Below are 26986 nucleotides of genomic sequence, written 5' to 3'. Positions count from 1 at the left end.
CCTTTGCTTACTCTTCCGACTGGCTGATCATATTGTAGACTTCACGGGCCTGGATATGGTCCGGGCTGATCGTGAATGCCTTCTCGAGATGGTTGAGTGCATGTCCCCGCTGTTGTGTGGAGACCGCATACAGCACACCGAGGTTGTAATGGGCGTCCGCGTTTTCGGGATCGTGTTCCGCAACATGCTTCAGCTCATCCATCGCTTCGCCAAACATCTCCAGTGAAGCCAGGAGGATGCCGTAGGACAGCCGGATCTGCATATCATCGGGCGCCAGCTCCCGCGCACGCTGCATGTACGGCAGCGCTAATTTCAGCTTGCCTGTGCGTTCAAGCGACTTGGCCAGCATGTAAGGGGCATCCGCGCCCTCGATGCCGCCGCGGATTGCCTTTTCGTAAAGCCTGCCCGCTTCCTCATATCGCTCAAGATTGTAGTAGAGGCCGGCAAGTCCGTATACGGCCGTCATGGAGCCGGGATCGAGCGCAAGCGCCTTCTGGAAGAATTTCTCCGCTTTCAGCGCTTCCTCCTCCCGCCCGATCGATGCGAGCAGGTTCCCAAAATTGATATAGCCGATCGGATCATCCGGATTGGCATCGATCGCCTCCGTGAATGCTTTTACGGCTTCTTCGTAGTCTTCGTTGCGGATCGCTTTGATCCCTTCGGTATTGTGGTCCATTCCTATCACTCCTCAGCCGACATAGTCCAGACGGCTGCCGTTTTTGTACACTTCATCAATTGTCCCGCCGCCGAGGCAGACATCTCCGTCATAGAACACGACCGCCTGGCCTGGCGTGATCGCACGGACGGGTTCATCAAATGTCACCGACGCGGTGCCGTCTCCGTGAAGCTTCACTTCGACGCCGGTATCCGGCTGGCGGTAGCGGAATTTCGCTGTGCAGCGGAATGTTTCCGGCTTCGCCAAATCAGACGTGAATCCGACCTGGACCGCCTTCAGGCTGTCGGAATACAGCGCGTCGTTGTGGAAGTTCTGGCCGACAAGCAGCACATTGCGCTTCAAGTCCTTCCCTATGACGAACCAAGGATCGCCTGCGCCGCCGATGCCGAGGCCGTGGCGCTGCCCGATCGTATAGTACATGAGCCCGTCATGCGCACCCATGCGCTTGCCGTCCATCGTTTCCATTGCTCCGGGCTGAGCCGGAAGGTATCCGGACAGGAATTCCTTGAAGTTCCGTTCACCGATAAAGCAGATGCCGGTCGAATCCTTTTTCGTTGCCGTTGCAAGTCCTGCCTCGAGGGCGATCTTGCGGACTTCAGACTTTTCCAGGTGGCCGAGCGGGAACATCACCTTCGACAGCTGGTCCTGTGACAACTGGTTGAGGAAATACGTCTGATCCTTGTTTTCGTCGACGCCGCGGAGCATGACGGATTCATCTTCACCGTGCTCCACGCGCGCATAGTGCCCGGTCGCCAGGTAATCCGCGCCAAGACTCACCGCATGGTCCAGGAATGCCCTGAACTTGATCTCCTTGTTGCACATCACGTCCGGGTTCGGTGTGCGTCCTGCTTGATATTCATCCAGGAAGTACGTAAATACTTTATCCCAATATTGTTTTTCAAAGTTGACCGCGTAGTAAGGGATGCCGATCTGGTTGGCAACGCGGATCACGTCTTCATAATCCTCTGTCGCCGTACAGACGCCGTTTTCATCGGTATCATCCCAGTTTTTCATGAAGATGCCGATCACGTCATAGCCCTGCTCTTTCAGGAGCAGCGCGGTCACAGATGAGTCGACGCCGCCGGACATACCGACGACGACGCGTGTATCTTCGGGTTTTTTATGGATTGCCATGTTTGTTCACCTTTCTATTGTCCTGCGAGTCTCCGGACCACGGCTGCAGTCTTTTCTGCAGCTGACCGGATGTCTTCCTCCGATAGGCCGTATCCGAAGCTGAAGCGGACGGAATTCCGAAGCTCTTCTGCACTTTCCCCGTGCATCGCAACAAGCACATGCGACGGATCGATCGACCCTGCCGTGCAGGCGGAGCCGCTGGAAACATGAATACCCGCCAGGTCCAGGTTCACGAGGAGCGATTCGATATCCGTACCCGGAAAGCTGAGGTTCAGGATATTCGGCAGTGTTTCCGCCCGGTCCGCATTCACACTGAACGCCGTACCGGTCTCCTTCAGGATACCGGTCATGATCTGTTTGAATGCCTCATGACGTTCACGGCGTTCTGCAAGAGATTCCTGTGCAATTTCAGCCGCTTTTGCAAATGCCGCAATGCCCGGCACGTTTTCCGTCCCGGCACGGCGTTTTCGCTCCTGTTCGCCGCCGGATGTCGGCGGCACGATTTTCGTGCCGTTTCTCTGGTAAAGGAAACCGATCCCCTTCGGCCCGTTGATCTTATGGGCAGAGGCGCTAAGCAAGTCGACACCGAACTCTTTGACATCAACCGGGATCTCACCGAATGCCTGAACCGCATCGGTATGGAAGGTCGCACTGTGCCCCTTCAAGATTTCTCCGATCTCCCTGATCGGCTGGATGGTGCCGACTTCATTGTTCGCCGCCATGATCGTGACCAGGATCGTATCCTCCCGAAGAGCATCCTTGACATCGTCGGGTGACACGCGGCCTTCCCGGTCGACCGGAAGCCACGTCACCTCGAAACCGCGCTTTTCAAGCCGCTTGCATGCGTTGAGAACCGCATGGTGTTCGATGCCGGTCGTGATGATATGTCGGCCCTCATCTGATCTCGCCTCAGCCGTGCCGAAGATGGCGAAGTTGTCGCTTTCCGTGCCGCCGCCCGTAAAAATCATCTCTTCCGGGCGCGCTCCGATCAGCCCTGCAACGGTTGCCCGGCTGTCATCAAGCAATTTTCTCGCAGCACGCCCCGTTCCATGGATGCTCGAAGCATTGCCGAAGGTGCTTGTGAGAAGTTCAGCATAGACACGTGCCACTTCCGGGTGGACCGGTGTCGTGGCGGCGTGGTCCAAATAGATTCCGTTCATCTTCAAAACCCTTTCCCAGCAGCGCTGCCGGCTCTTCGGTCAAGCCAAAGGGCAGACAGATGACATCAGGCCATCAAATGTAGAACATGTAGCCCTCGTCTTCACTGTCAGATTTCATGTTGATCAGATCTTCAATCGTGACCGTGTCGAGTACGTCCTTAACTGCGTCACGGATTCGCCCCCAAAGCTGACGCTGGGGCTGGGGTTCATCCTCGATCCCCTCAACCGGCTGGATCGGTCCTTCCAGGACGCGGATCACGTCGCCGGCCGAGATCAGGTGCGGCGGTTTTGCCAATTTATATCCGCCGTGCGCACCCCTTACACTTTTGACAAGCCCCGAGTTGCGGAGCGGCGGAACCAGCTGTTCGAGGTAAGCCTCGGACAGATCGTTGATTTCTGCGATTTTCCGGAGCGGAACTGGCCCGCTCCCGTATTGCCGGCCGAGCTCGATCATGATTGCGAGCCCGTAACGGCCTCTGGTCGATATTTTCATCGGTACACCTCTACCCTGCGGATTTCTATCCGCCATTATAGCACATCGATTCCCGCCCCCGCGCATGAAGAGTCCCGGGAGTAGATGTATAATGGAAGGATGGATGATAGAAAGGGCTGATTTCATGCAGAACGAACCGCTCGCCTACCGGATGAGGCCGAAAAATATCGACGAAATAGCTGGCCAGCAGCATATTATCGGCGAAGGGACCGCGCTGTACCGGATGATCAAGAACGGGCACGTGCCGTCCATGCTTCTGTATGGCCGCCCCGGTGTCGGAAAAACGTCCCTCGCGCATGCGATCGCGGGTTCAAGCGGCCTGCCGTTCATCGGGCTGAATGCCACCGTATCCGGCAAAAAAGACGTAGAGCGGGTCGTCGACGAGGCACGGGTCACGGGCAAGGTGATCCTCTTCCTGGACGAGATCCACCGCTTCAACAAACTCCAGCAGGATGCGCTTCTCCCGCATGTGGAGAATGGATCGATCGTCCTGATCGGTGCCACGACCGAGAACCCGTTCCACGATGTAAACCCCGCAATACGTTCGAGATGCGGAGAAATCCTTCAGCTGAAGGGTCTGGAAACAGCGGACATCGAGGAGCTGATCCGGAGGGCGCTCACTGACGAAGATCGCGGCCTGGGGCGGATGGATATCCAAATCACCGATGACCAGATCGTCCGCCTTGCGGAAGGAGCGGGCGGAGATGCCCGAAAGGCACTAACGCTGCTTGAGTCGGCAGTACTCGCATCCGATGAGGAAGACGGCACGACGACTGTGGAAGATGCGGTGATCAAGAGCCTGATCGGACGTACCGGCGTGTTCGGAGACAAGAATGGCTCCCACTTCTATAATCTCCTTTCCGCCCTCCAAAAATCCGTGCGCGGAAGTGATGCGGATGCCGCAGTCTTCTACCTTGCCCACCTCCTGGAGTCGGGTGACCTGACGGCCGTGTGCCGGCGGCTTCTCGTCATGGCCTACGAAGATATCGGCCTCGCAAATCCCGAAGTCGGCGCTCATGTTCTGGCGGCAACCCAGTCTGCGGAACGCCTTGGCATGCCGGAGGCACGGATTCCTCTCAGCGTGGCGGTCATCGAGATGTGCCTCTCGGAAAAATCAAATTCGGCCTACCGTGCGTTTGATGCAGCGGCATCGAAGATCCATGCCGGGGATACCGGGGAGATCCCCCAGCACCTCAAGGACGCCCACTACGCCGGTGCTGCTGCGCTCGGACATACCGGATACAAGTATCCGCACGACACCCCGCTCGGTGAGTTCGGAGGCTGGACCAGTCAGCAGTACCTTCCCGACAAAGTTGCGGATGAGCGGTTCTATGAACCCGTTATCGCCGGCAAGGAGAAGAAGATGGCAGGCATCTATAAAAAGCTGAAACAATTCATGACACAACCATAAAGAAGCCGTCCCGCCCGGGACGGCTTCTTTTAATTGGATGGCAGAGAGTTTCGGCATCCCGCAGGCCGGACCGGGCATATTCATGACAGCTGCGGGGCTTCAGGCAACATCGCTGTTCATCTTTCAGCTTGGGGGTCCTTATTTCAACTCGGGAGTCCTTGTTGCAACTCCAGAGTCCTTATTTCAACTTCTCGCCCCATGTTGCAACTTCGGAGCCCATGTTTAAACCCGGAAGTCCTTGTTGCAACTTCGGAGCCCTTATTTCAACCTGGAAATCCTTGTTTCAACTCAGGAGTCCATATTTCAATTTCTCGTTTCCGGTTAACATGAAGTATTTATTCATACACTTCCCCGGATAACAAATTAAAAAAACCGCTCCCGATTGGGAACGGATTTTATTTATTCGCCTTTTACACGCTTGATCTCAATGTCTTTTACGATGTCATTCAGTACCCAGGAAGCGCAGAACAATCCGGCGGTTGACGGGACGAATGCATTAGAAGCAGGAGGCATTTTGGCCTTCCGGATCTTGGCATCTGGCTTCCCCACCACCTCGTTCACTTCCTCTTTGGAAATGATCGGGCTTTCGTCGGAGAAAACGACCGGGACGCCTTTCCGGATGCCCTCCTTGCGAAGCGTCGTCCGGATCACTTTGGCAAGCGGATCGGTGTGAGTCTTCGAGATGTCTACAATCCGCAGCCGGGTCGGATCGGTTTTCCGGGCAACCCCCATGCAGGAAATCACCTTCACGCCGCGCTTTACGCACTCTTTGATCAGATGAATCTTGTAGGCAATCGTATCGGACGCATCAATCACATAGTCGGGATTCAGGTCGAACAGCTGGTCCGCAGTTTCTTCGGTATAGAACATATTGAGTGTGACCACTTCACAGTCCGGATTGATGTCCGCGATCCGCTCTTTCATGATGTCGGCTTTTTTCCGCCCGACAGTAGACAGGTAAGCGACAAGCTGGCGGTTGACGTTCGTGATGTCGACTTCGTCCTTGTCGATCAGGATGATCCGGCCGATCCCTGTCCGTGCGCAGGCTTCTGCCGCGAATGAGCCGACCCCGCCGACGCCGAGTATGGCTACGGTGGTCTGCCTGTAGCGGTCCAGCCCCTCTTTTCCTATGGAAAGTTCATTTCTGGAAAACTGGTGCAGCATGAGGGTTCCTTCCTTTCGCAATCAAAATAAAAGCCTCCCGCTCAGGCGGGAGGCGGTCAGTCAAAACGGGACAGATCCCGATCGTGCCGTCTTTGGGTAATCGTTTTGAACCCGCACAATGCAGGTGGGTGTCCTCACCGGCACGTTTGACTTCCCCGCTGGGGGGCATGCCAGCAATGCCGGTATTCGGACTCCCTTACGATTTAAATGTTCGGTCAAAACTGATAGACAAATAACGAACACATCAGGATCTGTATTGGAATTAATAGTAACATATCTGAATCTCGGATTCAACGCTGAATAGTTGTGGCTTACGCCTTATTTTCCTGTCCGGAGCTTTATACCCAATTCCTGGAGTTGCGCATCGGATACGCCGGACGGCGCTTCAACCATGAGGTCGCTGGCACTTGCCGTTTTAGGGAATGCGATGACGTCACGCAGGCTGGAAGAACCGGAAAGGAGCATCGCCAGCCGGTCAAGTCCGAATGCAATCCCGCCGTGCGGAGGCGTGCCGTAATCGAACGCGTCCAGGAGGAATCCGAATTGGGCCTTGGCCTCTTCCTCTGAAAATCCGAGTGCTTTGAACATTTTTTCCTGGATGTCGCGCTCATAGATCCGCAGGGAACCTCCGCCGAGTTCAAATCCGTTCAGTACCATGTCATAGGCCATCGCCCGGACTTCTTGCGGTTCCGTTCCAAGCTTTTCAATGTCTTCCCGGACCGGCATGGTGAACGGATGGTGGGCAGCATAGAATCGGCCGTCTTCTTCGTCATATTCAAACAGCGGCCAGTCGGTCACCCATAGGAATGCGTAACGGGATTCATCGATCAGGTCCCGCTCCTTGCCGAGTTTTTGCCGGAGCGCGCCGAGTGCATCTGCGACGACCTGCTTCTTGTCGGCAACGAAGAGCAGGAGGTCTCCGGATTCGGCTTCAAGCGCGGACTTCAGCTGTTCCCCGGTCTCGCCTTCGAAGAATTTGGCGATCGGCCCCTTCAGACCGTCATCCTCGACTTTCATCCAGGCAAGTCCCTTGGCACCGTGCCGGCCCGCAAATTCTCCGAGCGCGTCGATGTCTTTTCGGGAATAATCGCCCGCGGCGCCCTTGACGTTGATCGCCTTGACCTGGCCACCCGAGGACACCGCACCTGCGAACACCTTGAAGGAGGAGTCAGCGACGACTTCGGATACATCCTGAAGCTCAAGTCCGAATCGGACATCCGGTTTGTCGGAACCGTACCGGGCCATCGCCTCGTCATAGGTCATGCGCTGGAACGGCACAGGAACTTCGACTCCCTTGACGTCCTTCATGACCTTTTGGATCAGCGCTTCGTTCAATCCGATGACGTCTTCCATCTCGACAAAGCTCATCTCCATATCGATCTGGGTGAATTCCGGCTGACGGTCCGCCCGCAGATCCTCGTCCCGGAAGCATCGGACAATCTGGTAATACTTGTCGAACCCGGATACCATCAGCAGTTGCTTGAAAAGCTGCGGAGACTGCGGAAGCGCATAGAATTCCCCGTCATGGACCCGGCTCGGCACGAGGTAGTCACGGGCGCCTTCCGGAGTCGACTTTGTCAGGTACGGTGTCTCGACTTCCATGAAGCCGTTATCATCCAGGAAGTTCCGCACAGTCTTCATAATGTCCGAACGCATTTTGAATGTCCGGTACATTTCCGGGCGGCGCAGGTCGAGATAGCGGTATTTCAGGCGCGTTTCCTCGCCCACATTGGCTGCATCGTCAATGACGAACGGCGGATTCTTCGCTTCGTTGATGATGGTGATCTCTTCCGCCTGAACCTCGATCTTACCGGTTTTCAGATTCGGGTTCACCTGGTTCTCCTGACGGCCGACCACAGTGCCGCGCACCTCGATGACGAATTCGTTCCGCAGGCGGTCACCCGTCTGCATGGCCTCTCCCGAAAAGTCCGGGTTGAAGACGACCTGGACGATTCCCGTGCGGTCACGGAGATCGACGAAGATCAGACCGCCAAGGTCCCGGCGCCGCTGCACCCATCCTTTCAGGACGACTTTCTGTCCGCTCTGTGCCTCGGTGACTTCACCGCAATAGTTGGTTCTCTTCATGTCAGCTCTTCCTTCCTACACTCAAGATCTGCTTTTCAGGGTTTCTGCAAGACGTGCAAATTCCACCGTCTCCTGTGTGCCTTCCGCCATATTTTTGACGCCGGCCGCTCCGTTCTTCAGCTCATCTTCGCCGATTACGATAACATATCCGGCTTTCTGGCGGTCTGCCGCCTTCATCTGCGCCTTCATCTTCCTGTCCATATAATCCATATCGGCCGCGATGCCTTCCCGGCGAAGGTTACCGAGAATTTTCACCGCCTCTTTGCGGGATTCCTCGTCCAGAGCGACGATGAATGCATCCAGCTTGCTCTCGGTATCCGGCATTTTGCCTTCTGCCTCCAGCGCCATGAGGAAGCGCTCGATGCTCATGGCAAATCCGATGCCCGGCGCTTCCGGGCCGCCGATTTCTTCCGAGAGCCCGTTGTAGCGTCCGCCGCCGCAAAGCGTCGTAATGGCCCCGAATCCATCCGAAGTGCTCATGATCTCAAAAGCGGTGTGGTTATAGTAATCAAGGCCCCTGACAAGGTTCGGATCGACCACGTATTCGATACCGAGTGCGTCCAGTGCCTCTTTCACGTCTTCAAAATAGGCTGCGGAATCCGTGTTCAGGTAGTCGGTAAGCGCCGGTGCGGTTTTCATCAACGGATGATCCCGGTCCACCTTGCAGTCCAGGATCCGGAGCGGGTTTTTCTCCAGACGGTTCTGACAGTCACTGCAGAACTCCCCGATTGACGGCTTAAAATGGCTGATCAGCGCATCGCGGTGTGCGTTCCGGCTGTCCTTGTCGCCGAGCGAATTGATCACGAGTCGCAGATCCTTGAGTCCGGCACGCTGGTAGACATCCATCGCAAGAGAGATGACTTCCGCGTCGATGGCCGGCGAGGCGCTTCCGATTGCCTCTACGCCGAACTGCACAAACTGCCGGTAGCGGCCTGCCTGCTGGCGTTCATAGCGAAACATCGGCCCCATATAGTAAAGCTTCACCGGCTGATCCGGCGAGCCGAACATCTTGTTTTCGACAAATGCCCGGACAACCGGCGCGGTGCCTTCCGGCCGGAGGGTCAGCGAACGCCCGCCCCGGTCTTCGAATGTGTACATCTCCTTCTGAACGATATCCGTCGTGTCACCGACACTTCTCGTAAACAGTTCCGTCTGCTCGAAAACCGGTGTCCTGATTTCCTCATACCGGTAAAGCCGGCATGTTTCCCGGATCAGCGACTCGACCGCCTGCCAGCTTCCCGTCTCTTCGGGAAGCAGATCCTTCGTTCCTCTAGGCACTTTGAACATCATTGAATTCCCATCCTTCCCAGGAATGAAAAAAAGCCCCCGTCCCCTGCATCTCTGCAAGGGACGAAGGCTTATTTTTTGCCACCGCGGTTCCACCCTGATTGGCACAGCACGGCTGCGCCCACTCGGTCCGGGTAACGGCCGGTGCCGTCTTCTCCTACGCGGGGATGTTCTCCCTTTTCGAAGAAGAGCCTCTCGGATGTTGTTCACTGCCCGTGTCCTGCAGGCGGGATTTCAGCCCGGGTCCCACCCTCTCTTTTCAGGACAATGGGCCGCTACTTTTCCGGTCTGTGGCGTCCATTCCAGTTTCAATTAACCATTATGTTAATGACTTAAGAATCAACTGTCAACCGTTTTCGAAAAAGGTATAGAATTCTCCCTGCCTTAACCGTAAACTTATCCTAAAGGAGGTGGATAAATGAGAAACAAAAGAAAAATCGGATTATCCATCCTGCTTGTCTGCGGACTGCTGCTCGGCTTCCAGGGAACACCCGGCACTGCCAGGGCGGCGGGCACAGTGACTGTCGACACCGAGTCGATCAATGTGCGTTCGGGGCCGGGCCTCACCCACAGTGTGACCGGTTCTCTGAAACGGGGCAACACGGTCAAGGTGCTCGGTTCCGAAGGGGATTGGCTGTATGTGGATACAGGGTCATCCAAAGGGTATATCGCCGCCTACCTCACAAAGACATCCGCTGCCCCGGCATCCGGATCGGACACCGTCATCTCGCAGGTGGACAGGCTGAATGTGCGTGCACAGCCGACCACTTCGTCCGCGGTTCTGCTGAAGTTGAACCGCGGCGACCAGGCCACTTCCCGGGGAACATCGGGCGGTTGGACGGAAGTGACCGTGAACGGAACGAGCGGCTGGGTATCCAGTCAATACATAACCGCTTCTTCGGCAGAGCCGGAGAGCCAAAAAGTGAAGTCTGAGAATGAGACATTCACGGTCGCTGTATCTGCGCTCAACGTCAGGGAAAAACCGGACTTGAACGCCGGCAAAGCCGCAGTGGTCCGCGAGGGCGAGACCTATCCGATCACTGAAACCAGCGGGAACTGGGTCAGGCTCTCGATTGGCGGCAAGGAAGGCTGGGTCTATTCGTTCCATGGCATCCGCTCGTCCGGCGGTGTTTCCGAAGTCAGTTCCGACAGCGGATCAGAGGCGGAAAAAGAATCAGCAACCGTCACGATCCTTTATGACGGGACGAACCTCCGCAGCAGCGCCTCCACTTCCTCCCGGGTTGTGGACCTTGCAGCTGCAGGACAAACCTACAGCGGCGTTCCTGAAGGAGACTGGTACCGGATCTCACTTAACGACGGTGAGGAAGCCTATGTGGCGAGCTGGGTCGTCTCCGTCGGCGGCGAAGCAGCAGAACAACAGAAAGACAAAGAGAAAAAAGCCGACCGCAAGGCGGGAACGCTGAACGGGCTGACGCTCGTGATCGACCCCGGACATGGCGGCAATGACGGCGGAACAACCGGCATACGGGGGACGGACGAAAAAGACCTCACCCTCCCCACAGCGGAACTTCTGGCATCCAAACTGAGAGCCGCCGGTGCCGAGGTGATCCTGACCCGGGAAACCGATGAATACGTCGGCCTGAGAAAGCGGGTTTCGATGAGCAACCAGGCAGGTGCCGATGCGTTCATCAGCCTTCACTACGATGCAACAACCGACCACTCGGTCCGCGGATTCACGACTTATTATCAGAAGTCGATTGAGGAATCACTCGCAGAATCAGTCAACAAGTCACTCGGAAAATCAGTGAACCTGAAGGACCGGGGTGTCCAGAAAGGCAATTATCTCGTGCTGCGGGAAAACATGCAGCCGGCCATCCTCATCGAACTTGGTTTCCTGAGCAACCTGTCCGAAGAACGCCGAGTAAATAATCCGGAATACCGCGAACAGGCCACAGACGGCATTTATAAAGGCATTATCAAATACTTCGATTCCCAATTGGGAGAATAATAAAATGCTGCAGACCAAGAGAGCGCATGGCTCCTGAGTCTGCAGTTTTTTCATGTGGCTTTGTATAAGGCGTGTTGATTTCCGTTACGGGCGAACGCTTTCCGCGGGGAAGGCATCGAGCCTTCTGCGAAGTCTCTCCGCGCTTCCTTCTCCGCAGGAGTCGTCGCCCTCCACTCCAATCAACCCATCAATACATAATAGTAACGGGATAGCCTAGGGGGCCAGCAGATCGGATGAATGGTTACCTAGGTGGAGCGAGTGATTACCCGGCTGTCTCCCAATCGCAACCAACCCACTCCTAAATCCCAACCACGCCCAGTTGAATCACAACAAACACCGCCCGTCAGCAACGGCAGGAATTTCTGGTTTTTCTTCTAACCGGATGGCACTTTGGAGGTGAGATTTGTTCTATCTGATATCGACATCACTTGTTGTTTAAACTGCTAACTTGATAAAACAGGAATCGTTTGCCTAATACACTACATGGCGGATTAAAGCGGAGGGCCCGAGACTCCTGCGGGAAAAGCGTTAGCCGAAGACCCCGCAGGACGCAGTCCGAGGAGGCTAAGGCAACGCCCGCGGAAAGCGAGGGCCCGCAGCGTAAATCCGAATGGATTTTAAAGAGAAATCCTTTATAAAGAAAAAACTGCAGATATAGGAGACATCTGCAGTAAGTGTAGAACTATTTAAATTCTACTTTTTTAATAAGTCACTTCTTCGACTCAACAATCACGGTGACGGGACCGTCGTTGACGAGGCTGACGTCCATCATGGCGCCGAATACACCGGTTTCTACGTGAAGTCCGAGGTTCCGGAGCTCCTCGTTGAACTGCTCGTAGATCGGCTCGGCCTGTTCTGGCCTCGCTGCCTCCGAAAAGCCTGGACGGCGTCCTTTTGCAGTATCCGCATACAAGGTAAATTGGGACACCGAAAGCACGGAGCCGCCGGCTTCAAGGATCGACAGGTTCATCTTTCCGTTCTCATCTTCAAACAGGCGCAGGTTCGCGACCTTGTTCGCCACATACCGCACATCATCTTCCGTATCAGTATGGGTGATGCCGACAAGAAGCACATAGCCGCGGTCAATTGCGCCCCTCACATTTCCATCGACCGTGACGGATGCCTCCCCGCTCCTCTGGATGACCACTTTCATTCCAATCTCCCCCTTTACTCAGTTTGTGACCCGCTGGACGTAATAGATGTCGCGGATCTGCTTGATGCGTTCAACGATCCGGTGAAGGTGGGTGATGTTTGTGATCAGGAGCGTCATGTTGATGGTGGCAATCTTGTTTTTGTCGCTTTTCGCACTGACGGCCGTGATCACCGTCTTCAGGTCATTGACGATGTGCATCACTTCGTTCAGCAGGCCAGGCCGGTCGAACCCGGACACTTCGATATCCACCTGGTACTCCTTCTGTTTCCCTTCAGAACTGTTTGCCCATTCCACATCGATCAGCCGGCTATCGGAATCATCCGGCGACACATTCGGGCAATCTTCCCTATGCACGGATACTCCGCGGCCCTTTGTGATATAACCGACGATTTCGTCGCCTGGCACCGGACTGCAGCATCTGGACAGCCGGATCATCAGGTTTTCGATGCCCGGAACGATCACACCCGATTCTGTCTCTTTTTTCGGGGCGGGTGCGGCCATCTCTTTAGTGATCTTCTCCAGCTGCAGCTCGGCTTCTTTTTCTTTGCGGAGCTTTTCCGTCAGCCGGTTGACCACCTGCTGGACCGTGATGCCGTTAAATCCGACTGCTGCATGCATGTCCTCTTCATTGGCAAAGTTGAACTTGTCACATACCCGCTTGATGTTTTCATCGGTGAGGACCTCTTTTTTCGAGAGTCCCCTTTCCCTAAGCTCCTGCTCAATCATCTCGCGACCCTTGATGATGTTTTCATCACGCAGCTGCTTTTTGAAGAACTGCTTGATCTTGTTTTTAGCCTGCGAGGTATTGGCGATCTTGAGCCAGTCGCGGCTCGGCCCGAACGACTGCTTGGACGTCAGGATCTCGACGATATCCCCCGTGCTGAGCTCGGTGTCGAGCGGGACAATCTTGCCATTGACCTTTGCGCCGATCATTTTATTCCCGACTTCAGAGTGGACCCGGTAGGCAAAGTCGATCGGCACCGATCCTGACCGGAGCTCCAGGACGTCGCCGTTTGGCGTGAAGACGTAGACCATGTCTGAGAACAGGTCATACTTGAGCGATTCCATGAATTCTTCCGCATTTGATGACTCGTTCTGGAAGTCGAGGATCTCGCGGAACCAGGTCAGCTTGGAATCGAGGCTGTCCTGCTTTTCCTGGAGGTTTTTGCCTTCCTTATACGCCCAGTGCGCAGCCACCCCGTACTCTGCGATGCGGTGCATCTCATCCGTACGGATCTGAACCTCGAGCGGCTCGCCATGCGGACCGACGACCGTCGTATGGATCGACTGGTACAGGTTCTGTTTCGGCATGGCGATGTAGTCCTTGAACCGTCCCGGCATCGGCTTCCATAGTGTATGGATGATTCCGAGGACGGCATAGCAGTCTTTGATGCTCGAGACCTGGACGCGGATGGCGAGCAAGTCATAGATTTCATTGAACTGCTTGTTCTGCATGACCATCTTGCGATAAATGCTGTAGATATGCTTCGGCCTTCCGGACAGGTCGGTCTTGATGTTGACCTGTTCCAGTTCGTCGCGGATCTGATCCATGACCTTCCGGAGGTAATTTTCCCTCTCCGTCCGCTTCCGCTTCATCAGGTTGACGATCCGGTAGTACTGTTGCGGATTCAGGTAGCGAAGAGCCGTATCTTCCAGTTCCCACTTGATTGTCGAGATTCCGAGCCGGTGCGCAAGCGGGGCGAAGATTTCAAGCGTCTCCGCCGAAACGCGCCGCTGCTTTTCGGGGCTCGTATATTTGAGCGTCCGCATATTGTGAAGGCGGTCGGCCAGCTTGATCAGAATGACCCGGATGTCCTGTGCCATCGCGAGGAACATCTTCCGGTGGTTTTCCGCCTGCTTTTCTTCCTTCGATTTATACTTCAGCTTGTCCAGCTTGGTCACGCCATCTACCAGCCTGGCAACTTCCTCCCCGAACCGGGAAACAAGCTCTTCCCTCGTGACGCCGGTGTCTTCCACGACATCGTGCAGAAAACCCGCTGCCACCGTTTCCGGGTCCATCTGAAGTTCTGCCAGGATGCCAGCTACCTGCACGGGATGTGTAATATACGGTTCGCCCGAGCTCCTGGACTGCCCTCTATGTGCCGTTTCCGCCACTTCATAGGCATCCTTCACGAACTGGACGTGTTCCTCATTCATATAGGAGGAGACGGATGCGAAAACATCTTCCACCGTCATCACCGTATTTTTCGCCATGCCGTCCACCGCCTTTCCATTGCTTTTCTGATATAAATTAAAACTATTTTATCAAAAAAGCGCGTTTTTGCAAAAACGCGCCCTCGAATCAGACCCCCGGCTTCCGCCGGGGGCCGAATCAGTCTTCGTATTTCATCAGTGCGTGCACATCGTAGCCTTTCAGGCGTTCACGGCCGTCCAGGTAGGAAAGTTCGATGAGGAAGGCGCAGCCGGCCACTTCGCCGCCGAGCTCTTCAACCAGCTTGACGGTGGCTTCGACTGTGCCGCCGGTAGCCAGGAGATCGTCGACAATCAGGACTTTCTGTCCCGGTTTGATCGCATCACGGTGGATGGTCAGGACATCTTTGCCATACTCGAGGCCGTACTCGACCCTGATCGTTTCGCGCGGAAGCTTGCCTTCCTTCCGGACAGGCGCGAAGCCGATGCCGAGTGCATAAGCAACCGGGCACCCGATGATAAATCCGCGTGCTTCCGGACCGACAATGATTTCCGCCCCGACTTTCTTCGCGTACTCCACGATCTGGTCGGTCGCGTATTTATAGACTGGACCATTGTCCATGATCGTCGTAATATCCTTGAAGCTGATGCCCTCCTTCGGATAGTTCTCGACAATCGTCACATATTGCTTTAAATCCATAGTTGTTGCTCCTCCCGGGCGGGTTCGGGCGCATCCAGGATGCTGCCGATGACCCGCCGTAATTCCTGATAGGGCGAATAAAGTAAAGTCTGCTCTATATCGATCCGCCGCTCCAGCCCAGAATACGTTTCTGATTCGGACAGGTCCCGCTTAGGCGGGTTGCCCACGACTGCGGCGAGTCCGTCCTCCATTGTAACAAAACCGAGCTCAAAAAACACCTTTGTCATAAAAATAACCGTGTCCCGGCTCCAGCCTTTGTGCTTGGCAAGCCGCTCCCCTTCGCGCATCACGTGAAAGCTGCCCTGCTGCTTCAGGAACGCATAATACCAGCCGAACTGCTTCCTGTCCGGAATGCCCATGAAATAGCGGGATTCCGGCACATGGAAATGTGCATAGATCCGGGACGGACCGCAGGAACCGAGAAGTCCTTCAAGCTGTTCCAGGGAGTCGGGAAGATCCAAAAGAACGAGTGCAGACGAACGCGCAGGGTCCAGCTCCGCAGGCTGCACAATGTCTTTCCCGGTGTCTGCGCGGAACTTCCGGACACTTTCCTTTCTGAAGGCGACGAATACTGCATCATCCGGTATGGTAGGAAGCCATCTGGACAGCAGGCGCTCCCCGCGCACATCAAACAGCTGCCAGCCGTCCGATTTGAGGTCGGTCAGCATGAGCTGCGGCTTTTTCCTGCCGTTCCACTCGTTGATCTGCAAATCCCCCGCAAGGCTGACACGCGCATCCGGTGTCAGCTGGTCCTCCAGATGGCCGAGCCCGAATCCGACGACATCCAGCGTGTTGGCACCGTCCGATACGCTGAGCTTGAGATGGTTTTTCATCGACCCGATTTTACGGCTCGACTCCACGCCCAGATCGGGCAGGCAGTAAACCGGCTTGGCAAAGCCGACACCGTACGGACCGAGTTCAGTCAGGGATTCGATCGACGCGATATCGACTTCATCCAATGTCAGCCGGACGTCTACGTCCAGTGTGGGGATCAGGTCCTCATCCGTCAGCACTTCCTCGCCCTGCATGATGAGATTCTCCCGAAGCTGTCCGACATGTCCGATCGGCAGTGTCAGACCTGCTGCCATCGGGTGGCCTCCGAAGTGCGGGACGAGATCCGCATTTTTCTTGAGCTCCCGGTACATGTGGAAGCCCTCGATGCTTCTTGCAGATCCTTTCGCAATGCCCTTTTCCGGGTCCAGCGCGAGCACGATCGAAGGACGGTAATACTTTTCCGTGATCCTCGATGCAACGATTCCGACGACACCCGGATTCCATCCTTCTCCCGCGACCGTCAGCACATGAGGGACCGCATCACCATACGTATCCTCGATCTGCGCGATCGCCTCATCGGCGATGGAGGCGACCATCTTCTGCCGTTCCTTATTTCGGTCATTCAGCTGTGCGGCAAGCATCGAGGCTTCCGCCGCATCTTCCGTAAGGAACATACGGACGGCCGGCTCCGCGTCCCCCAGCCTTCCGAGCGCATTGATCCTCGGGCCGAATGCAAAACCAATGGTCTCTTCATTGATTTCCGGCTGACGCACATCCGACACGCTGCTAAGCGCCCGGACGGCCGGATTCGAAGTGTTCCTCAACTTCTCAATGCCCATCCTGACGATGAACCGGTTCTCATCATGCAACGGGACGAGGTCGGCAACAGTGCCGATCGCTCCGAAAATCAGTGAGTCTGCCGGAAATTCGCCGGTCAGTGCATGGGCAACTTTTAGTGCCACCCCGACACCGGCAAGCTCCCCGAACGGGTAGTTCCCTTCCGGATGCCGCGGATGAATGATGGCATCCGCCTGCGGCAGGACTTCGCCGGGCTCGTGGTGATCCGTGATGATCACATCCATGCCCATCTCTTTGGCCGCAGCCACTTGCTCATTGCCGGAAATGCCGTTGTCGACCGTCACGATCAGTGAGGCTCCGCGTTCGTAGACTTCGCGGAACAGGTCGGTATTCGGGCCATACCCGTGTTTAAATCGGTTTGGGATGACATAGAAGGCATCTGCACCAAGAGCAAGCAATGCTTTCATAAGGACAGTCGTGCTGGTGACGCCGTCCGCATCATAATCCCCGTAGACGGCGATCCTCCGCCCTGTCCGGATATGTTTATGGATCAGTTCGACTGCCTTGTCCATATCTTTCATGAGAAACGGATCGTGCCAGCTTTCCAGACCGATCCGGATGAACGCGGACGCTTTTTCCGGGTCCGTGAATCCCCGGGAAGCCAGAACCTTCGCCGCAATCGGCGAAAGCCCGAGGGCCCTACGGAGCTGTTCCGCCGCCTCGGTGTTGTTGTCCTGCGTCCTCCAGCGCTTCATCGATTCTATCATTCCATCACTTCCTTGGAGTCTATTATACATGAGAATGTGCCCCAGTACCCGGCTTGGCATAACTTGAAATCACATCCCGTACTCCGGAGGCAGCCGGTTTCATTGCGGTCCCTTTATTGCCGGGAAAATAAAAAACTCCTGACAGGTTGTCAGGAGTTGCGGCTGTCGCCGCCTAGGTTGTTGTCACGAATCTCTGCATCCTCCTCGGGAGTAAATGCCGAAGCGGCATGCTGAAGCGTGGCAATTTCGTTTTGCTGGTCAGCGATCATGATTTCCTTCTCGTTCACCTCACGCTCCAGCCTTTTGATCTTCCGCTGCTGCATGATGGTGCGGAACATCGACACGAATCCGCTCACCGCGGCACCGAGCAGCGCCGAAACCAGAATTACGATGATGAGCGGCCATTCAGACGTCCCGAATACATAGTTCACCGGTACCGGATCCACATTGACGATCGCGAACCAGGCCACAATGATGGCAAGGATGAGGCCCAAAAGCAATGTCCACTGGAATTTCATGGCGGTCCTCCTTTCCATACAAAAAAAGACAGGGCATACAGATGTATACCCTGTCCATTCCGGAGCGGAAACCTGGTCAGACGACCGGTTCATCGGAGCCCCAGTTCTTTTCTTTTTTCTGGACGTCGAGCGTCCCTTTCTTGTTGATCTCCCTCTTTTTGAGCTGCAGCCACAGTTGCGCTGCGATGAAGATCGACGAGTAGGTACCGGCGATCAGGCCGAACAGCAGTGCAAGCGAGAAGTTGCGGATCGATTCGGCTCCGAAGAAGATCAGTGCCAGGACAACGAGGACAACAGTTAGCACAGTGTTGACAGAGCGCCCAAGCGTCTGCCGGAGCGATTTGTTGACCACTTTTTTCAGGTCATCTTCCGTCTCAATCTTCTTCATCTTGTGCAGATTCTCCCGGATCCGGTCGAAGGTGACGATCGTATCATTGATCGAGTACCCGACAATGGTCAGGACGGCGGCGATGAAGGTGATGTCGACTTCAAGCCTCAGCAGGCTGAAGAGTGCAACCATGAAGAATGCGTCATGCAGAAGGCCGACGATTGAGGCAACACCCATCCGCCATTCAAATCGGAAGGCCACATAGATGATGATCCCGAGCATGGCAATGGCCAGTGCCTTGACCGCATTTTCCGCCAGCTCCCGCCCGACAGTAGGAGAAACGGTGCTGATATTCGGCTCATGGCCGTAAAGCTCACTGAGTTCCGCTTTGAGCCCGTTGATCTCGCCCTGACTCAAATCTTCCTTGTATCGGAAGACAGCCATATCCTTGTTTTCGCCCGAAATCAGAATATCTTCGGTCGGGTGGCCGGCCTCTTCAAGAGTAGCGGCTACCTCTTCCTGGGTCAGCGGCTCATTGGACAGCACTTCCACACGGGTACCGCTCGAGAAGTCGATTCCGAGGTTGAGCCTGAACATTCCTAGGACGACTGCGCCAGCAATCAGGAAGATGATGGAGGCCGTAAAGAACTTTTTCCGGTTCCCTGCGAAATCAAAACGGTCGAATCTCGTTGTGAGTTCGAGGACATCCATCTCTTCCTCTTTGGAATGGATATACTTTTTCGAAAGGCCGAAAGCACCGGGCTTGCCGTCCAGTATTCCGCTGTGCACAAGCAGCCCGAGCAGCAGGCGCGATCCCCAGACCGCGGTGACAAAGCTGAGCAGGATCGACAGGATGAGCATCGTCGCAAACCCTTTGACGGAGCTTGTCCCGAAGACGAACAGGACACCAGCCGCAATCAGCGTGGTGATATTCGCGTCAAGGATCGCCGTAAAGGAGGATTTTGCCCCTGCCTTGAATGCTTCCTTCACCGTACCGCCGATCCGGAGCTCCTCACGGATCCGCTCGTACGTCAGGATGTTGGCATCGACCGCCATCCCGACACCGAGCACGAGCGCCGCGATGCCCGGAAGCGTAAGAACACCATTCAGGAGATTAAAGACGAGCAGTACCAGATAAACATACACGGACAGCGTAGCCAGTGCCACAAAGCCCGCTACCCGGTAGTAAACGAGCATGAAGAGAAGGACAAGAGCGATGCCGATCGCCGCGGCGATGACTGTCTGCTCAAGTGCCTGCTCACCGAACTGGGCTCCAACCGAAGTCGAATAGATTTCTTCCAGATTGACCGGAAGCGCCCCCGCATTCAGGATACCGGCCAGATGTTTGGTTTCGTCAACCGTGAACGAGCCTGAAATCTCGACATCCGATGAAAGGATCGGCTTGGAAACATTCGGAGCGGAGATGAATTTCGGCTCTTGTTTCGTCGCTTCCTCTGCAAAGCTGTCAACGCCCTCTTCAAAGTCGAGCCAGATGACAAGCTGGTTGTTCGGGGCCATCGAGGCGATTTCGGAGGTGACCTCTCCGAACTTCTCAGCGCTCTTCAACTGAAGCGTGACGATCGGCTGTCCCTGATCACTGAACGTTGACTTGGCACCGCCTTCCACCAGATCATCACCGTCTAGCATCAGGCGATCATTGGTGTCGCGGAATGTCAGGTTGGCCTGTGTGGACAGCAACTCCCGTGCCGACTCCTGATCCTCGACGCCGGCCAGCTGGACACGGATCCGATTTCCGGACTCGATCTGGATGCTCGGCTCACTCACGCCCAGCACGTCAATCCGGTCGGTCAGCGCCCGGGCGGTATCAGCCACAACCTCTTCGGTGATCTCCTGGCCTTCACGAAGCGGTTCCACCTGGTAAAGCACTTCGAAACCGCCCTGAAGGTCCAGGCCGAGATTGACTTCCTGGGCGATCTGCTTGCCCGTTCCGCCAATTGTTGTGGCAAAGAGTACCAAGAGCAAAAGAAAAGCGACTATGCGCCCACGAGTTTTCATATGTGTTCCCCCTATTCAATTCGAAGAAAAAGACAGTGTCCTTCTACTTGCGGACACCTTTTTATAGACGCACAAAAAAAGCAACAGTTCCATTATGGAACACGTTGCCTGTCGTGTCAATTCGGCCTATTGGCTGTTTTTGGCTCCCCTTTTCGACCTTTTGGAGCGAGGAGCTCACGGAATTCTTCCTCATCCAGCCCGGCAAAACCGCTGCTTTCGGCTGCTTTTTTGAATCCTTCCACCTGCGTGTGGGTCATGTAGCGTGTGGGAGAGATGGACAGGATGTCACCCACGGCCTCATGGACCTGAATCGTCGCCGGATCCTTTTTGCGCCACAGCTTTCCGATGCAGTATGTCCACAGATCCTCTTCCGTGACGGAACCGTAGCCGTAGAAACTGAATTCATCGGCTTTGTTCGAAAGCGCCGGACGGACCCTCTCAAAGAGATTCCCGAAACCTTCCTGAACCACGTTGTCACATCCTCCGGGTGAGTCGTACGGGCCCTTGCTCCCGCATACGGATATTGTATAAGATTTCGGCCACCATGAGAAGGAAGTGTTCAATGTGTCGACATTTTTCCGGGGCACCGTCATCCTGATGGGCGCGGTCTTCCTGTCCAAGTTTTTCGGCTTCATCTACCGGATGCAATTTATGCGGGTTGCAGGGGAAGAAGCGGTCGGCACTTACATGACCGCCTATCCGGCGTTCATCTTCTTCCTTGCGCTGATCCAGCTCGGCCTGCCGATCGGCGTCGCCAAGGTCATCGCGGAACTGCACGCAAAAGGTGAACGGAGCGGCCTCCAGCAGGTGATGCGAACATCGGTCATCCTGTCCGTCGCCGCTTCAATTGTCCTCCTCCCGATGCTCATCCTGGGCGTTCCCTATTTGTCCGGGACGCTTCTCGGAAATCCGGAGACTTCTGTCGTCCTGTACATCTCGATGGCCGCACTGCCGATAGCGACCGCATCAGGGCTGATCCGGGGGTATTTTCAGGGCATTGCCCGCATCGAAGAGACAGCCTGGTCACAAATTCTCGAACAGACAGTCCGGATTGCCCTCATCAGCTTTCTTCTTCCGTTCTTTGCCGACCCGTCCCGCCCTGCGATGACGGCCGGCTACGCAATGGCCATCACCGGAGCGGCTGAAGTCGCGACCCTGCTTTATCTGTATATCAAGTACCGCCAGGTCAAAAAGGCTAAAAAACAAGATGCGAAGGGCTTTTACCCTCTGCGCCCGATCCTGTCCGTCTCTCTTCCGTCATCCGGGAGCCGGCTGTTCGGATCATTCACCTGGTTTCTGGAGCCAATTGTCTTTATCCGTGCGCTCGGCATGGCAGGAATCGGTGTCACAGCTGCGACTTCGCTGTACGGTGTGATCTCGGGTGTCCTCATCCCGTTGCTGCTGTTCCCGGCCTTTATCTCGCATGCACTGTCCGTCGTCCTCGTCCCTGCTGTCTCAAGTGCAGTTGCACTGAATGATGTCCGTCTTCTGCGGGAGCGCATCCATCTGTCGCTCCGGATTTCAGCGATAACGGGAAGCGTTGCCGCCGCTGTGTTTTTCCTCCACGGCGAAGAGATGGCGGTCAAGCTGTTTCATATCTCTGACGGCGGGGCATATATGCTGATGCTTGCACCGATTTTCTTCTTCTACTATATCCAGGGTCCCCTTCACTCCATCCTCCAGGCGATGCAGGAGGCAAAGGCCGCAATGATGAACTCCGTCTATGGAGGAATCGGGAAGTTGCTGGTCATGTTCGTCCTGGCTTCACAGCCGGGCCTTCAGGAAGCGGGTGCCGTCATGGCCATCGGTTTCGGAGTGCTTGTGACCTCATTTCTTCATATCGCAACACTGCGCAAAAAACGGGATGCCTCCACCGGTTTCACGATGTTCGTCATTCCGTATCTGTCCTTTATCCTGACCGTGGTCGCCCGGCCGCTGCTGATTGAGGAAGTGCCGTTCGGGATGCTCGGCGATATCATTGTCACATCTGGCTTCCTTCTTATACTGCTCTTGCTGTTCCGGTATTTCCGGCTTTCTGATCTGCAGACGGTCCGCAAGCTCGCCAAGCGGTTCTGATCATCAGCCCGTCTTGCCCTTTTTCTGAATGTGGATGCCATCCTTGTCAACGGTACAGAAAAAGATTTGTTCCGGTCCGGTATAGCCTGCTGCTTCCAATTCCCCCATCAGCCAGTTCATGTCCTTGCCGATCAGGGGAAGGTGCTCGGTCTGGACCACACCATCGGAGATCAGCGGCAGAATCGGACGGTCGCTGTCTTTTTCGAACACCGCCAAGTTTCCGCTCGGCTCCAGGAAAGCATAGGCCACGTTCCGTACGGAAGCCACTTGCTGCTCCCTGAGCTGCTGAAGCAGATCGTCGATGTTGTATCGCTGTTTTCTCATATTCTGTTCCTCAATCACACCGTTCCGGATGATGACCGCGGGGTCTCCCTCGACGACATCCCGGAACTTTTTGCTTTTGAGGGAGAAGTAAGAGGCCGAAACCTGAATGATGAGCAGGACGATAATCGGCAAGATGGCCAAAAACATCGAACTCTTCGGGTCTTCCAGAGCAAACGCAGCCACTTCGGCCATCAGGACGGAAATGACGAGGTCGACAACGCTCAGTTCCCCGAGCTCCCGCTTTCCCATCAGCCGAAGCACAATGATGAGCAGCACATACAGGAACACCGTCCGCCATACCACTGTCAGAAAATCTTCCATGATGCACCTCTTTTCCCGTTCAGTATGGGCATCGGTGCGGGAAACATTCAACGTGTCGGGCGAAGGTACCTCGTTTAGAAAACACAAAAAACCGCAGGCACAGTGGGACTCACCCGCTGTGCCTGCGGTCATTTAGACGGATCAGTTGTCGAGCACACGGCCGATAGCCGCGCGTTCGAACTGGAGACGGGTTCCGTCGGCGCATTTCACAAACACGGTCGCATCATCGACTGCATCGACCGTGCCGTGAAGGCCGCCGATTGTGACGATTTTGTCGCCGCGCTGAATTTCATTTTGCATTTTCTGTGTGGCTTTCTGCCGCTTTTGCGCCGGGCGGATCAGGAAGAACCACATGACGGCGAACATCAGAATCAGCGGCATCAGGGCTACTAATGTTTCCATTTATTTTCCCCCTTTCTGTATGGTACAAGTATACAAGCTTCAGAAGTTTTTTGCATTTGGTTTGTTGTATCCATACTGTTCAAAGAACTCTTCACGGAAATCACCGAGACGGTCTTCCCTTATGGCCTGCCTGACCTGCTCCATCAAGTTCATGAGGAAGTACAGATTGTGGTAGGATGTCAGCCGGATGCCGAACGACTCTTCCGCCTTAATCAAGTGGCGGATGTAGGCGCGGCTATAATTTTGGCATACATAGCAGTCGCAATTCTCGTCCAGCGGCCGGAAATCGCGCGCAAACTTTGCGTTTTTGACAACAAGACGCCCTTCACTCGTCATGAGTGTTCCGTTGCGGGCAATCCGTGTCGGCAATACGCAGTCGAACATGTCGATGCCCCGGATCGACCCGTCGATGAGCGCATCCGGAGATCCGACGCCCATCAGATAGCGCGGTTTTCCTTCGGGCAGAAGCGGCGTTGTGAAATCGAGTACCCGGTTCATGACGTCCTTCGGCTCTCCGACAGAAAGGCCCCCTACCGCATAGCCGGGGAAGTCGAGCGAGATGAGGTCCTGAGCGCTCTGGCGACGCAGGTCTTCGAACTCGCCGCCCTGGACGATGCCGAACAGTCCCTGGTCCCCCGGGCGGCTGTGCGCCTCCAGGCAACGTTCCGCCCAGCGGGACGTCCGCTCGACACTCGCCTTCATGTATTCATGGGATGCAGGATATGGCGGACATTCATCGAATGCCATCATGATATCCGAACCGAGCGCATTCTGGATTTCCATCGCTTTTTCGGGGCTGAGGAACAGCTTGCTGCCGTCGAGGTGGTGGCGGAAATGGACGCCTTCTTCCTCGATTTTCCTCATGTCACTCAGCGAGAAAACCTGGAATCCGCCGGAGTCGGTCAGGATGGCGCGGTCCCAGTTCATGAATTTGTGAAGGCCCCCCGCTTCCCTGATGATGTCATGGCCCGGGCGGAGCCATAGATGGTACGTGTTGCTCAGGATGATTCCGGACTTCATCTCTTTAAGGTCTTCCGGTGACATTGTCTTGACGGTGGCCTGTGTACCGACCGGCATGAATGCCGGAGTCTCGAACGAGCCGTGCGGCGTATGGACGATGCCGAGCCGTGCACCCGTCTGCTTGTCTTTTTTGATCAGTTCATAGGTGATCGCTGGAGTCATTCGCTTCTCCCTTTCTTTGGAGGCTTCAGGAACATCGCGTCACCGAAGCTGAAGAACCGGTAACGCTCGTCCACCGCATGCCTGTATGCATTCAGGATAATATCCCGGGACGAGAAGGCTGACACGAGCATGATCAGTGTCGACTTCGGCAGGTGGAAGTTGGTGATGAGCCCGTCGATTGCCTTGTATTCATATCCCGGGTAGATGAAGATCGATGTCCAGCCGCCGGCGGCGACAATCTCTCCGCCATGTTCGGTGGCGATCGTCTCAAGCGTCCGGGTCGATGTCGTGCCGACCGCAATCACACGGCCGCCCGCTTCCTTCGTTTTCCGGATCGCTGCGGCAGCTTCTTCGGAGACACTGTAATACTCGGAGTGCATCTCATGGCTCTCGATCGTGTCGACGCTCACCGGGCGGAATGTGCCGAGCCCGACATGGAGCGTGATGAAGACGATCTCGACTCCTTTATCCCGGATCTTGCCCAGCAGTTCCTCAGTGAAATGGAGCCCTGCCGTCGGTGCCGCCGCCGAGCCGCGTTCCTTTGCGAATACAGTCTGGTATCGGTCACGGTCATCCAGCTTTTCGTGGATATAAGGCGGCAGGGGCATTTCTCCCAGCCGGTCGAGCACTTCATAGAAAATGCCTTCATAGGTGAACTTGAACGTCCGCCCGCCGTGGTCTCCCAGACCGGTGCATTCCGCCTTGAGCAGCCCGTCACCGAATGTCACGACCGTTCCCGGCTTCACTCGCTTTGCCGGTTTGACGAGCGTCTCCCACTCGTCCCCGCCCTTGTCCGTCAAAAGCAGAACTTCTATCGTGGCCCCCGTCTCTTCTTTCGTTCCCAAAAGACGGGCCGGGAGAACCTTTGTATCGTTCAGGACCAGGCAGTCGCCCGGTTCGAAATACCCGAGGATATCCGAAAACTTGCGGTCCTCGAAATTGCCGGTTTCCCGGTCCACGACGAGCAGCCGGGATGCCGTCCGTTCTTTTAGCGGAGTCTGCGCGATCAGTTCTTCCGGCAGATGAAAATCAAAATCTTCTACATTCATGGTTGGTTCCTTCTTCCGTCGTCCGGCATTTCCATGCCGAAATGTTCATAGGCGCGCGGTGTGACCACACGCCCGCGTGGTGTACGCTGCAGGAATCCGATCTGCAGCAGGTAAGGTTCATAGACATCTTCAATCGTGGCCGATTCTTCTCCGATGCTCGCGGCGATCGTGTCAAGGCCGACCGGACCGCCCCGGAACCGCTCAATCATGGAAAGGAGCAATTTATGGTCGATGCTGTCCAGGCCGTGAGAGTCGACCTGGAGCAGCTCCAGGGCTTCCTGTGCAGCGGGAAGCGTGATCTGCCCGTTCCCGCGCACCTGTGCAAAGTCCCTGACGCGACGGAGCAGGCGGTTGGCGATCCGCGGCGTACCGCGTGACCGCATCGCCATCTCCTCCGCCGCTTCCCGTGTAATCGGGGCTTCGAAAATATCGGCACTCCTCACGACAATCTCTGCCAGCGCTGCCCGGTCATAATAGTCGAGCCGGAGCGGCACGCCGAACCGGTCCCGGAGCGGGGCAGACAGGGAGCCGGCCCTCGTGGTGGCTCCGATCAGCGTGAACGGCGGCAGGTCAAAACGGATCGATCTTGCATCCGGTCCCTTGCCGACGACGATGTCGAGACAAAAGTCTTCCATCGCCGGATACAGCACTTCCTCAACCGCACGGCTCAGCCGGTGGATCTCGTCGATAAACAGGACGTCCCCCGGCTCAAGCGAGCTGACGATGGCTGCAAGGTCCCCGGGACGCTCGATCGCTGGACCGCTCGTCGTCCGGAAATTGACGCCCATCTCGTTTGCGATGACCGAGGCGAGCGTCGTCTTGCCGAGGCCCGGAGGTCCGTAGAGGAGCACATGATCCAGGCTTTCCTCCCGCTGTTTTGCCGCCTCGATGAAAATACCGAGGTTGTGTTTGACCCGTTCCTGACCGATATACTGACCGAGCCGCTGGGGTCTGAGCGACTGCTCAAACCCGTCGTCGAATGCGGAGGCTTCGCCGGAAATCACCCGTTCTCCCATCAGTCCCCCTCCTTTCCTTCAGGTTGTTCAAA

The 26986-nt window shown here is 55.7% G+C and carries 22 protein-coding genes and 1 other RNA gene; 3 read left to right on the top strand and 20 right to left on the bottom strand.

Annotated features, from left to right (window positions below):
* Nucleotides 1-7 precede the first annotated feature (7 nt).
* The 4 genes from AV656_RS01850 to cymR form a co-directional block, all read right to left on the bottom strand.
* The gene (locus AV656_RS01850; RefSeq protein WP_063178237.1) at nt 8-676 is read right to left on the bottom strand and encodes a tetratricopeptide repeat protein; all 669 of its coding nucleotides are present in this window, start codon (nt 674-676) and stop codon (nt 8-10) included.
* Between the two features lie 12 nt (nt 677-688).
* Nucleotides 689-1804 (bottom strand): tRNA 2-thiouridine(34) synthase MnmA, encoded by a 1116-nt coding sequence (gene mnmA / locus AV656_RS01845; protein ID WP_063178894.1) that lies wholly within the window; start codon nt 1802-1804, stop codon nt 689-691.
* Nucleotides 1805-1824: 20 nt separating this feature from the next.
* On the bottom strand, nt 1825-2970 hold the full coding sequence (locus AV656_RS01840; protein ID WP_063178235.1) for a cysteine desulfurase family protein: 1146 nt from the start codon (nt 2968-2970) through the stop codon (nt 1825-1827).
* A 73-nt stretch (nt 2971-3043) separates the two neighbouring features.
* Complete coding sequence (gene cymR / locus AV656_RS01835; protein ID WP_063178233.1) at nt 3044-3463, bottom strand: cysteine metabolism transcriptional regulator CymR; 420 nt, start codon at nt 3461-3463, stop codon at nt 3044-3046.
* Nucleotides 3464-3587: 124 nt separating this feature from the next.
* Here cymR and AV656_RS01830 point away from each other — a divergent pair, with 124 nt between their 5' ends.
* Nucleotides 3588-4874, top strand: a complete 1287-nt coding sequence (locus tag AV656_RS01830) for a replication-associated recombination protein A (protein ID WP_063178892.1) — start codon at nt 3588-3590, stop codon at nt 4872-4874.
* 399 nt (nt 4875-5273) lie between these two features.
* Here AV656_RS01830 and AV656_RS01825 read toward each other — a convergent pair whose 3' ends face one another.
* The 4 genes from AV656_RS01825 to hisS form a co-directional block, all read right to left on the bottom strand.
* Nucleotides 5274-6038 (bottom strand): tRNA threonylcarbamoyladenosine dehydratase, encoded by a 765-nt coding sequence (locus AV656_RS01825; RefSeq protein ID WP_063178231.1) that lies wholly within the window; start codon nt 6036-6038, stop codon nt 5274-5276.
* A 70-nt stretch (nt 6039-6108) separates the two neighbouring features.
* A non-coding RNA gene (gene ssrS / locus AV656_RS01820) (6S RNA) lies at nt 6109-6292 on the bottom strand.
* A 64-nt stretch (nt 6293-6356) separates the two neighbouring features.
* The gene (aspS, locus tag AV656_RS01815; RefSeq protein WP_063178229.1) at nt 6357-8123 is read right to left on the bottom strand and encodes an aspartate--tRNA ligase; all 1767 of its coding nucleotides are present in this window, start codon (nt 8121-8123) and stop codon (nt 6357-6359) included.
* 21 nt (nt 8124-8144) lie between these two features.
* Entirely contained in the window at nt 8145-9413 is a 1269-nt protein-coding gene (gene hisS / locus AV656_RS01810) for a histidine--tRNA ligase (RefSeq protein ID WP_063178227.1), read from the bottom strand.
* 415 nt (nt 9414-9828) lie between these two features.
* On the opposite strand from hisS, the gene AV656_RS01805 reads away from it, so the two are divergent.
* Nucleotides 9829-11379: an N-acetylmuramoyl-L-alanine amidase gene (locus AV656_RS01805; RefSeq protein WP_063178225.1), complete on the top strand. Its 1551-nt coding sequence runs from the start codon at nt 9829-9831 to the stop codon at nt 11377-11379.
* 709 nt (nt 11380-12088) lie between these two features.
* On the opposite strand, the gene dtd is transcribed toward AV656_RS01805, so the two are convergent.
* The 7 genes from dtd to AV656_RS01770 form a co-directional block, all read right to left on the bottom strand.
* On the bottom strand, nt 12089-12532 hold the full coding sequence (gene dtd / locus AV656_RS01800) for a D-aminoacyl-tRNA deacylase (RefSeq protein ID WP_063178224.1): 444 nt from the start codon (nt 12530-12532) through the stop codon (nt 12089-12091).
* A gap of 18 nt (nt 12533-12550) precedes the next feature.
* A complete protein-coding gene (locus AV656_RS01795) occupies nt 12551-14746 on the bottom strand; it encodes a RelA/SpoT family protein (protein WP_063178222.1) in 2196 nt (731 codons plus the stop codon).
* Between the two features lie 118 nt (nt 14747-14864).
* The gene (locus AV656_RS01790; protein ID WP_063178220.1) at nt 14865-15383 is read right to left on the bottom strand and encodes an adenine phosphoribosyltransferase; all 519 of its coding nucleotides are present in this window, start codon (nt 15381-15383) and stop codon (nt 14865-14867) included.
* On the bottom strand, nt 15374-17722 hold the full coding sequence (recJ, locus tag AV656_RS01785) for a single-stranded-DNA-specific exonuclease RecJ (RefSeq protein WP_063178218.1): 2349 nt from the start codon (nt 17720-17722) through the stop codon (nt 15374-15376). The genes AV656_RS01790 and recJ overlap by 10 nt, the downstream gene beginning before the upstream one ends.
* 149 nt (nt 17723-17871) lie before the next feature.
* Complete coding sequence (locus tag AV656_RS01780) at nt 17872-18240, bottom strand: LapA family protein (protein WP_063178216.1); 369 nt, start codon at nt 18238-18240, stop codon at nt 17872-17874.
* A gap of 76 nt (nt 18241-18316) precedes the next feature.
* A complete protein-coding gene (gene secDF / locus AV656_RS01775; protein ID WP_063178214.1) occupies nt 18317-20584 on the bottom strand; it encodes a protein translocase subunit SecDF in 2268 nt (755 codons plus the stop codon).
* Nucleotides 20585-20700: 116 nt separating this feature from the next.
* Nucleotides 20701-21054 (bottom strand): post-transcriptional regulator, encoded by a 354-nt coding sequence (locus AV656_RS01770; protein WP_063178212.1) that lies wholly within the window; start codon nt 21052-21054, stop codon nt 20701-20703.
* 94 nt (nt 21055-21148) lie between these two features.
* Here AV656_RS01770 and AV656_RS01765 point away from each other — a divergent pair, with 94 nt between their 5' ends.
* Nucleotides 21149-22660 carry a putative polysaccharide biosynthesis protein gene (locus tag AV656_RS01765; protein ID WP_063178210.1) on the top strand — a complete coding sequence of 504 codons (1512 nt, stop codon included), beginning with the start codon at nt 21149-21151 and terminating at the stop codon, nt 22658-22660.
* Between the two features lie 3 nt (nt 22661-22663).
* Here AV656_RS01765 and AV656_RS01760 read toward each other — a convergent pair whose 3' ends face one another.
* The 5 genes from AV656_RS01760 to ruvB all read right to left on the bottom strand — a co-directional run bounded on the left by AV656_RS01760 (nt 22664) and on the right by ruvB (nt 26954).
* Entirely contained in the window at nt 22664-23305 is a 642-nt protein-coding gene (locus tag AV656_RS01760; RefSeq protein ID WP_063178208.1) for a DUF421 domain-containing protein, read from the bottom strand.
* 141 nt (nt 23306-23446) lie between these two features.
* Nucleotides 23447-23707 (bottom strand): preprotein translocase subunit YajC, encoded by a 261-nt coding sequence (yajC, locus tag AV656_RS01755; RefSeq protein ID WP_063178206.1) that lies wholly within the window; start codon nt 23705-23707, stop codon nt 23447-23449.
* Between the two features lie 39 nt (nt 23708-23746).
* Nucleotides 23747-24889, bottom strand: coding sequence for a tRNA guanosine(34) transglycosylase Tgt (gene tgt, locus AV656_RS01750; RefSeq protein ID WP_063178204.1), 1143 nt, complete (start codon nt 24887-24889; stop codon nt 23747-23749).
* Complete coding sequence (gene queA, locus AV656_RS01745) at nt 24886-25938, bottom strand: tRNA preQ1(34) S-adenosylmethionine ribosyltransferase-isomerase QueA (RefSeq protein WP_063178202.1); 1053 nt, start codon at nt 25936-25938, stop codon at nt 24886-24888. The genes tgt and queA overlap by 4 nt, the downstream gene beginning before the upstream one ends.
* The gene (gene ruvB, locus AV656_RS01740) at nt 25935-26954 is read right to left on the bottom strand and encodes a Holliday junction branch migration DNA helicase RuvB (protein ID WP_063178200.1); all 1020 of its coding nucleotides are present in this window, start codon (nt 26952-26954) and stop codon (nt 25935-25937) included. Before ruvB ends, queA begins: the two co-directional genes overlap by 4 nt.
* Nucleotides 26955-26986 lie beyond the last annotated feature (32 nt).

The sequence above is a fragment of the Bhargavaea cecembensis genome (genome assembly GCF_001619585.1).
Classification (GTDB): Bacteria; Bacillota; Bacilli; order Bacillales_A; family Planococcaceae; genus Bhargavaea; species Bhargavaea cecembensis_A.
The sequence above is the reverse complement of the archived record's forward strand: the minus strand, read 5'-3'. Positions and strand labels throughout refer to the sequence as shown.

Coding starts and splice junctions, on each gene's coding strand:
- AV656_RS01850 (WP_063178237.1), bottom strand. CDS start 676: ATGGACCACAATACCGAAGGGATCAAAGCGATCCGCAACGAAGACTAC.
- AV656_RS01840 (WP_063178235.1), bottom strand. CDS start 2,970: ATGAACGGAATCTATTTGGACCACGCCGCCACGACACCGGTCCACCCG.
- cymR (WP_063178233.1), bottom strand. CDS start 3,463: ATGAAAATATCGACCAGAGGCCGTTACGGGCTCGCAATCATGATCGAG.
- AV656_RS01830 (WP_063178892.1), top strand. CDS start 3,588: ATGCAGAACGAACCGCTCGCCTACCGGATGAGGCCGAAAAATATCGAC.
- AV656_RS01825 (WP_063178231.1), bottom strand. CDS start 6,038: ATGCTGCACCAGTTTTCCAGAAATGAACTTTCCATAGGAAAAGAGGGG.
- aspS (WP_063178229.1), bottom strand. CDS start 8,123: ATGAAGAGAACCAACTATTGCGGTGAAGTCACCGAGGCACAGAGCGGA.
- hisS (WP_063178227.1), bottom strand. CDS start 9,413: ATGATGTTCAAAGTGCCTAGAGGAACGAAGGATCTGCTTCCCGAAGAG.
- AV656_RS01805 (WP_063178225.1), top strand. CDS start 9,829: ATGAGAAACAAAAGAAAAATCGGATTATCCATCCTGCTTGTCTGCGGA.
- dtd (WP_063178224.1), bottom strand. CDS start 12,532: ATGAAAGTGGTCATCCAGAGGAGCGGGGAGGCATCCGTCACGGTCGAT.
- AV656_RS01795 (WP_063178222.1), bottom strand. CDS start 14,746: ATGGCGAAAAATACGGTGATGACGGTGGAAGATGTTTTCGCATCCGTC.
- AV656_RS01790 (WP_063178220.1), bottom strand. CDS start 15,383: ATGGATTTAAAGCAATATGTGACGATTGTCGAGAACTATCCGAAGGAG.
- recJ (WP_063178218.1), bottom strand. CDS start 17,722: ATGATAGAATCGATGAAGCGCTGGAGGACGCAGGACAACAACACCGAG.
- AV656_RS01780 (WP_063178216.1), bottom strand. CDS start 18,240: ATGAAATTCCAGTGGACATTGCTTTTGGGCCTCATCCTTGCCATCATT.
- secDF (WP_063178214.1), bottom strand. CDS start 20,584: ATGAAAACTCGTGGGCGCATAGTCGCTTTTCTTTTGCTCTTGGTACTC.
- AV656_RS01760 (WP_063178208.1), bottom strand. CDS start 23,305: ATGGAAGATTTTCTGACAGTGGTATGGCGGACGGTGTTCCTGTATGTG.
- yajC (WP_063178206.1), bottom strand. CDS start 23,707: ATGGAAACATTAGTAGCCCTGATGCCGCTGATTCTGATGTTCGCCGTC.
- tgt (WP_063178204.1), bottom strand. CDS start 24,889: ATGACTCCAGCGATCACCTATGAACTGATCAAAAAAGACAAGCAGACG.
- queA (WP_063178202.1), bottom strand. CDS start 25,938: ATGAATGTAGAAGATTTTGATTTTCATCTGCCGGAAGAACTGATCGCG.
- ruvB (WP_063178200.1), bottom strand. CDS start 26,954: ATGGGAGAACGGGTGATTTCCGGCGAAGCCTCCGCATTCGACGACGGG.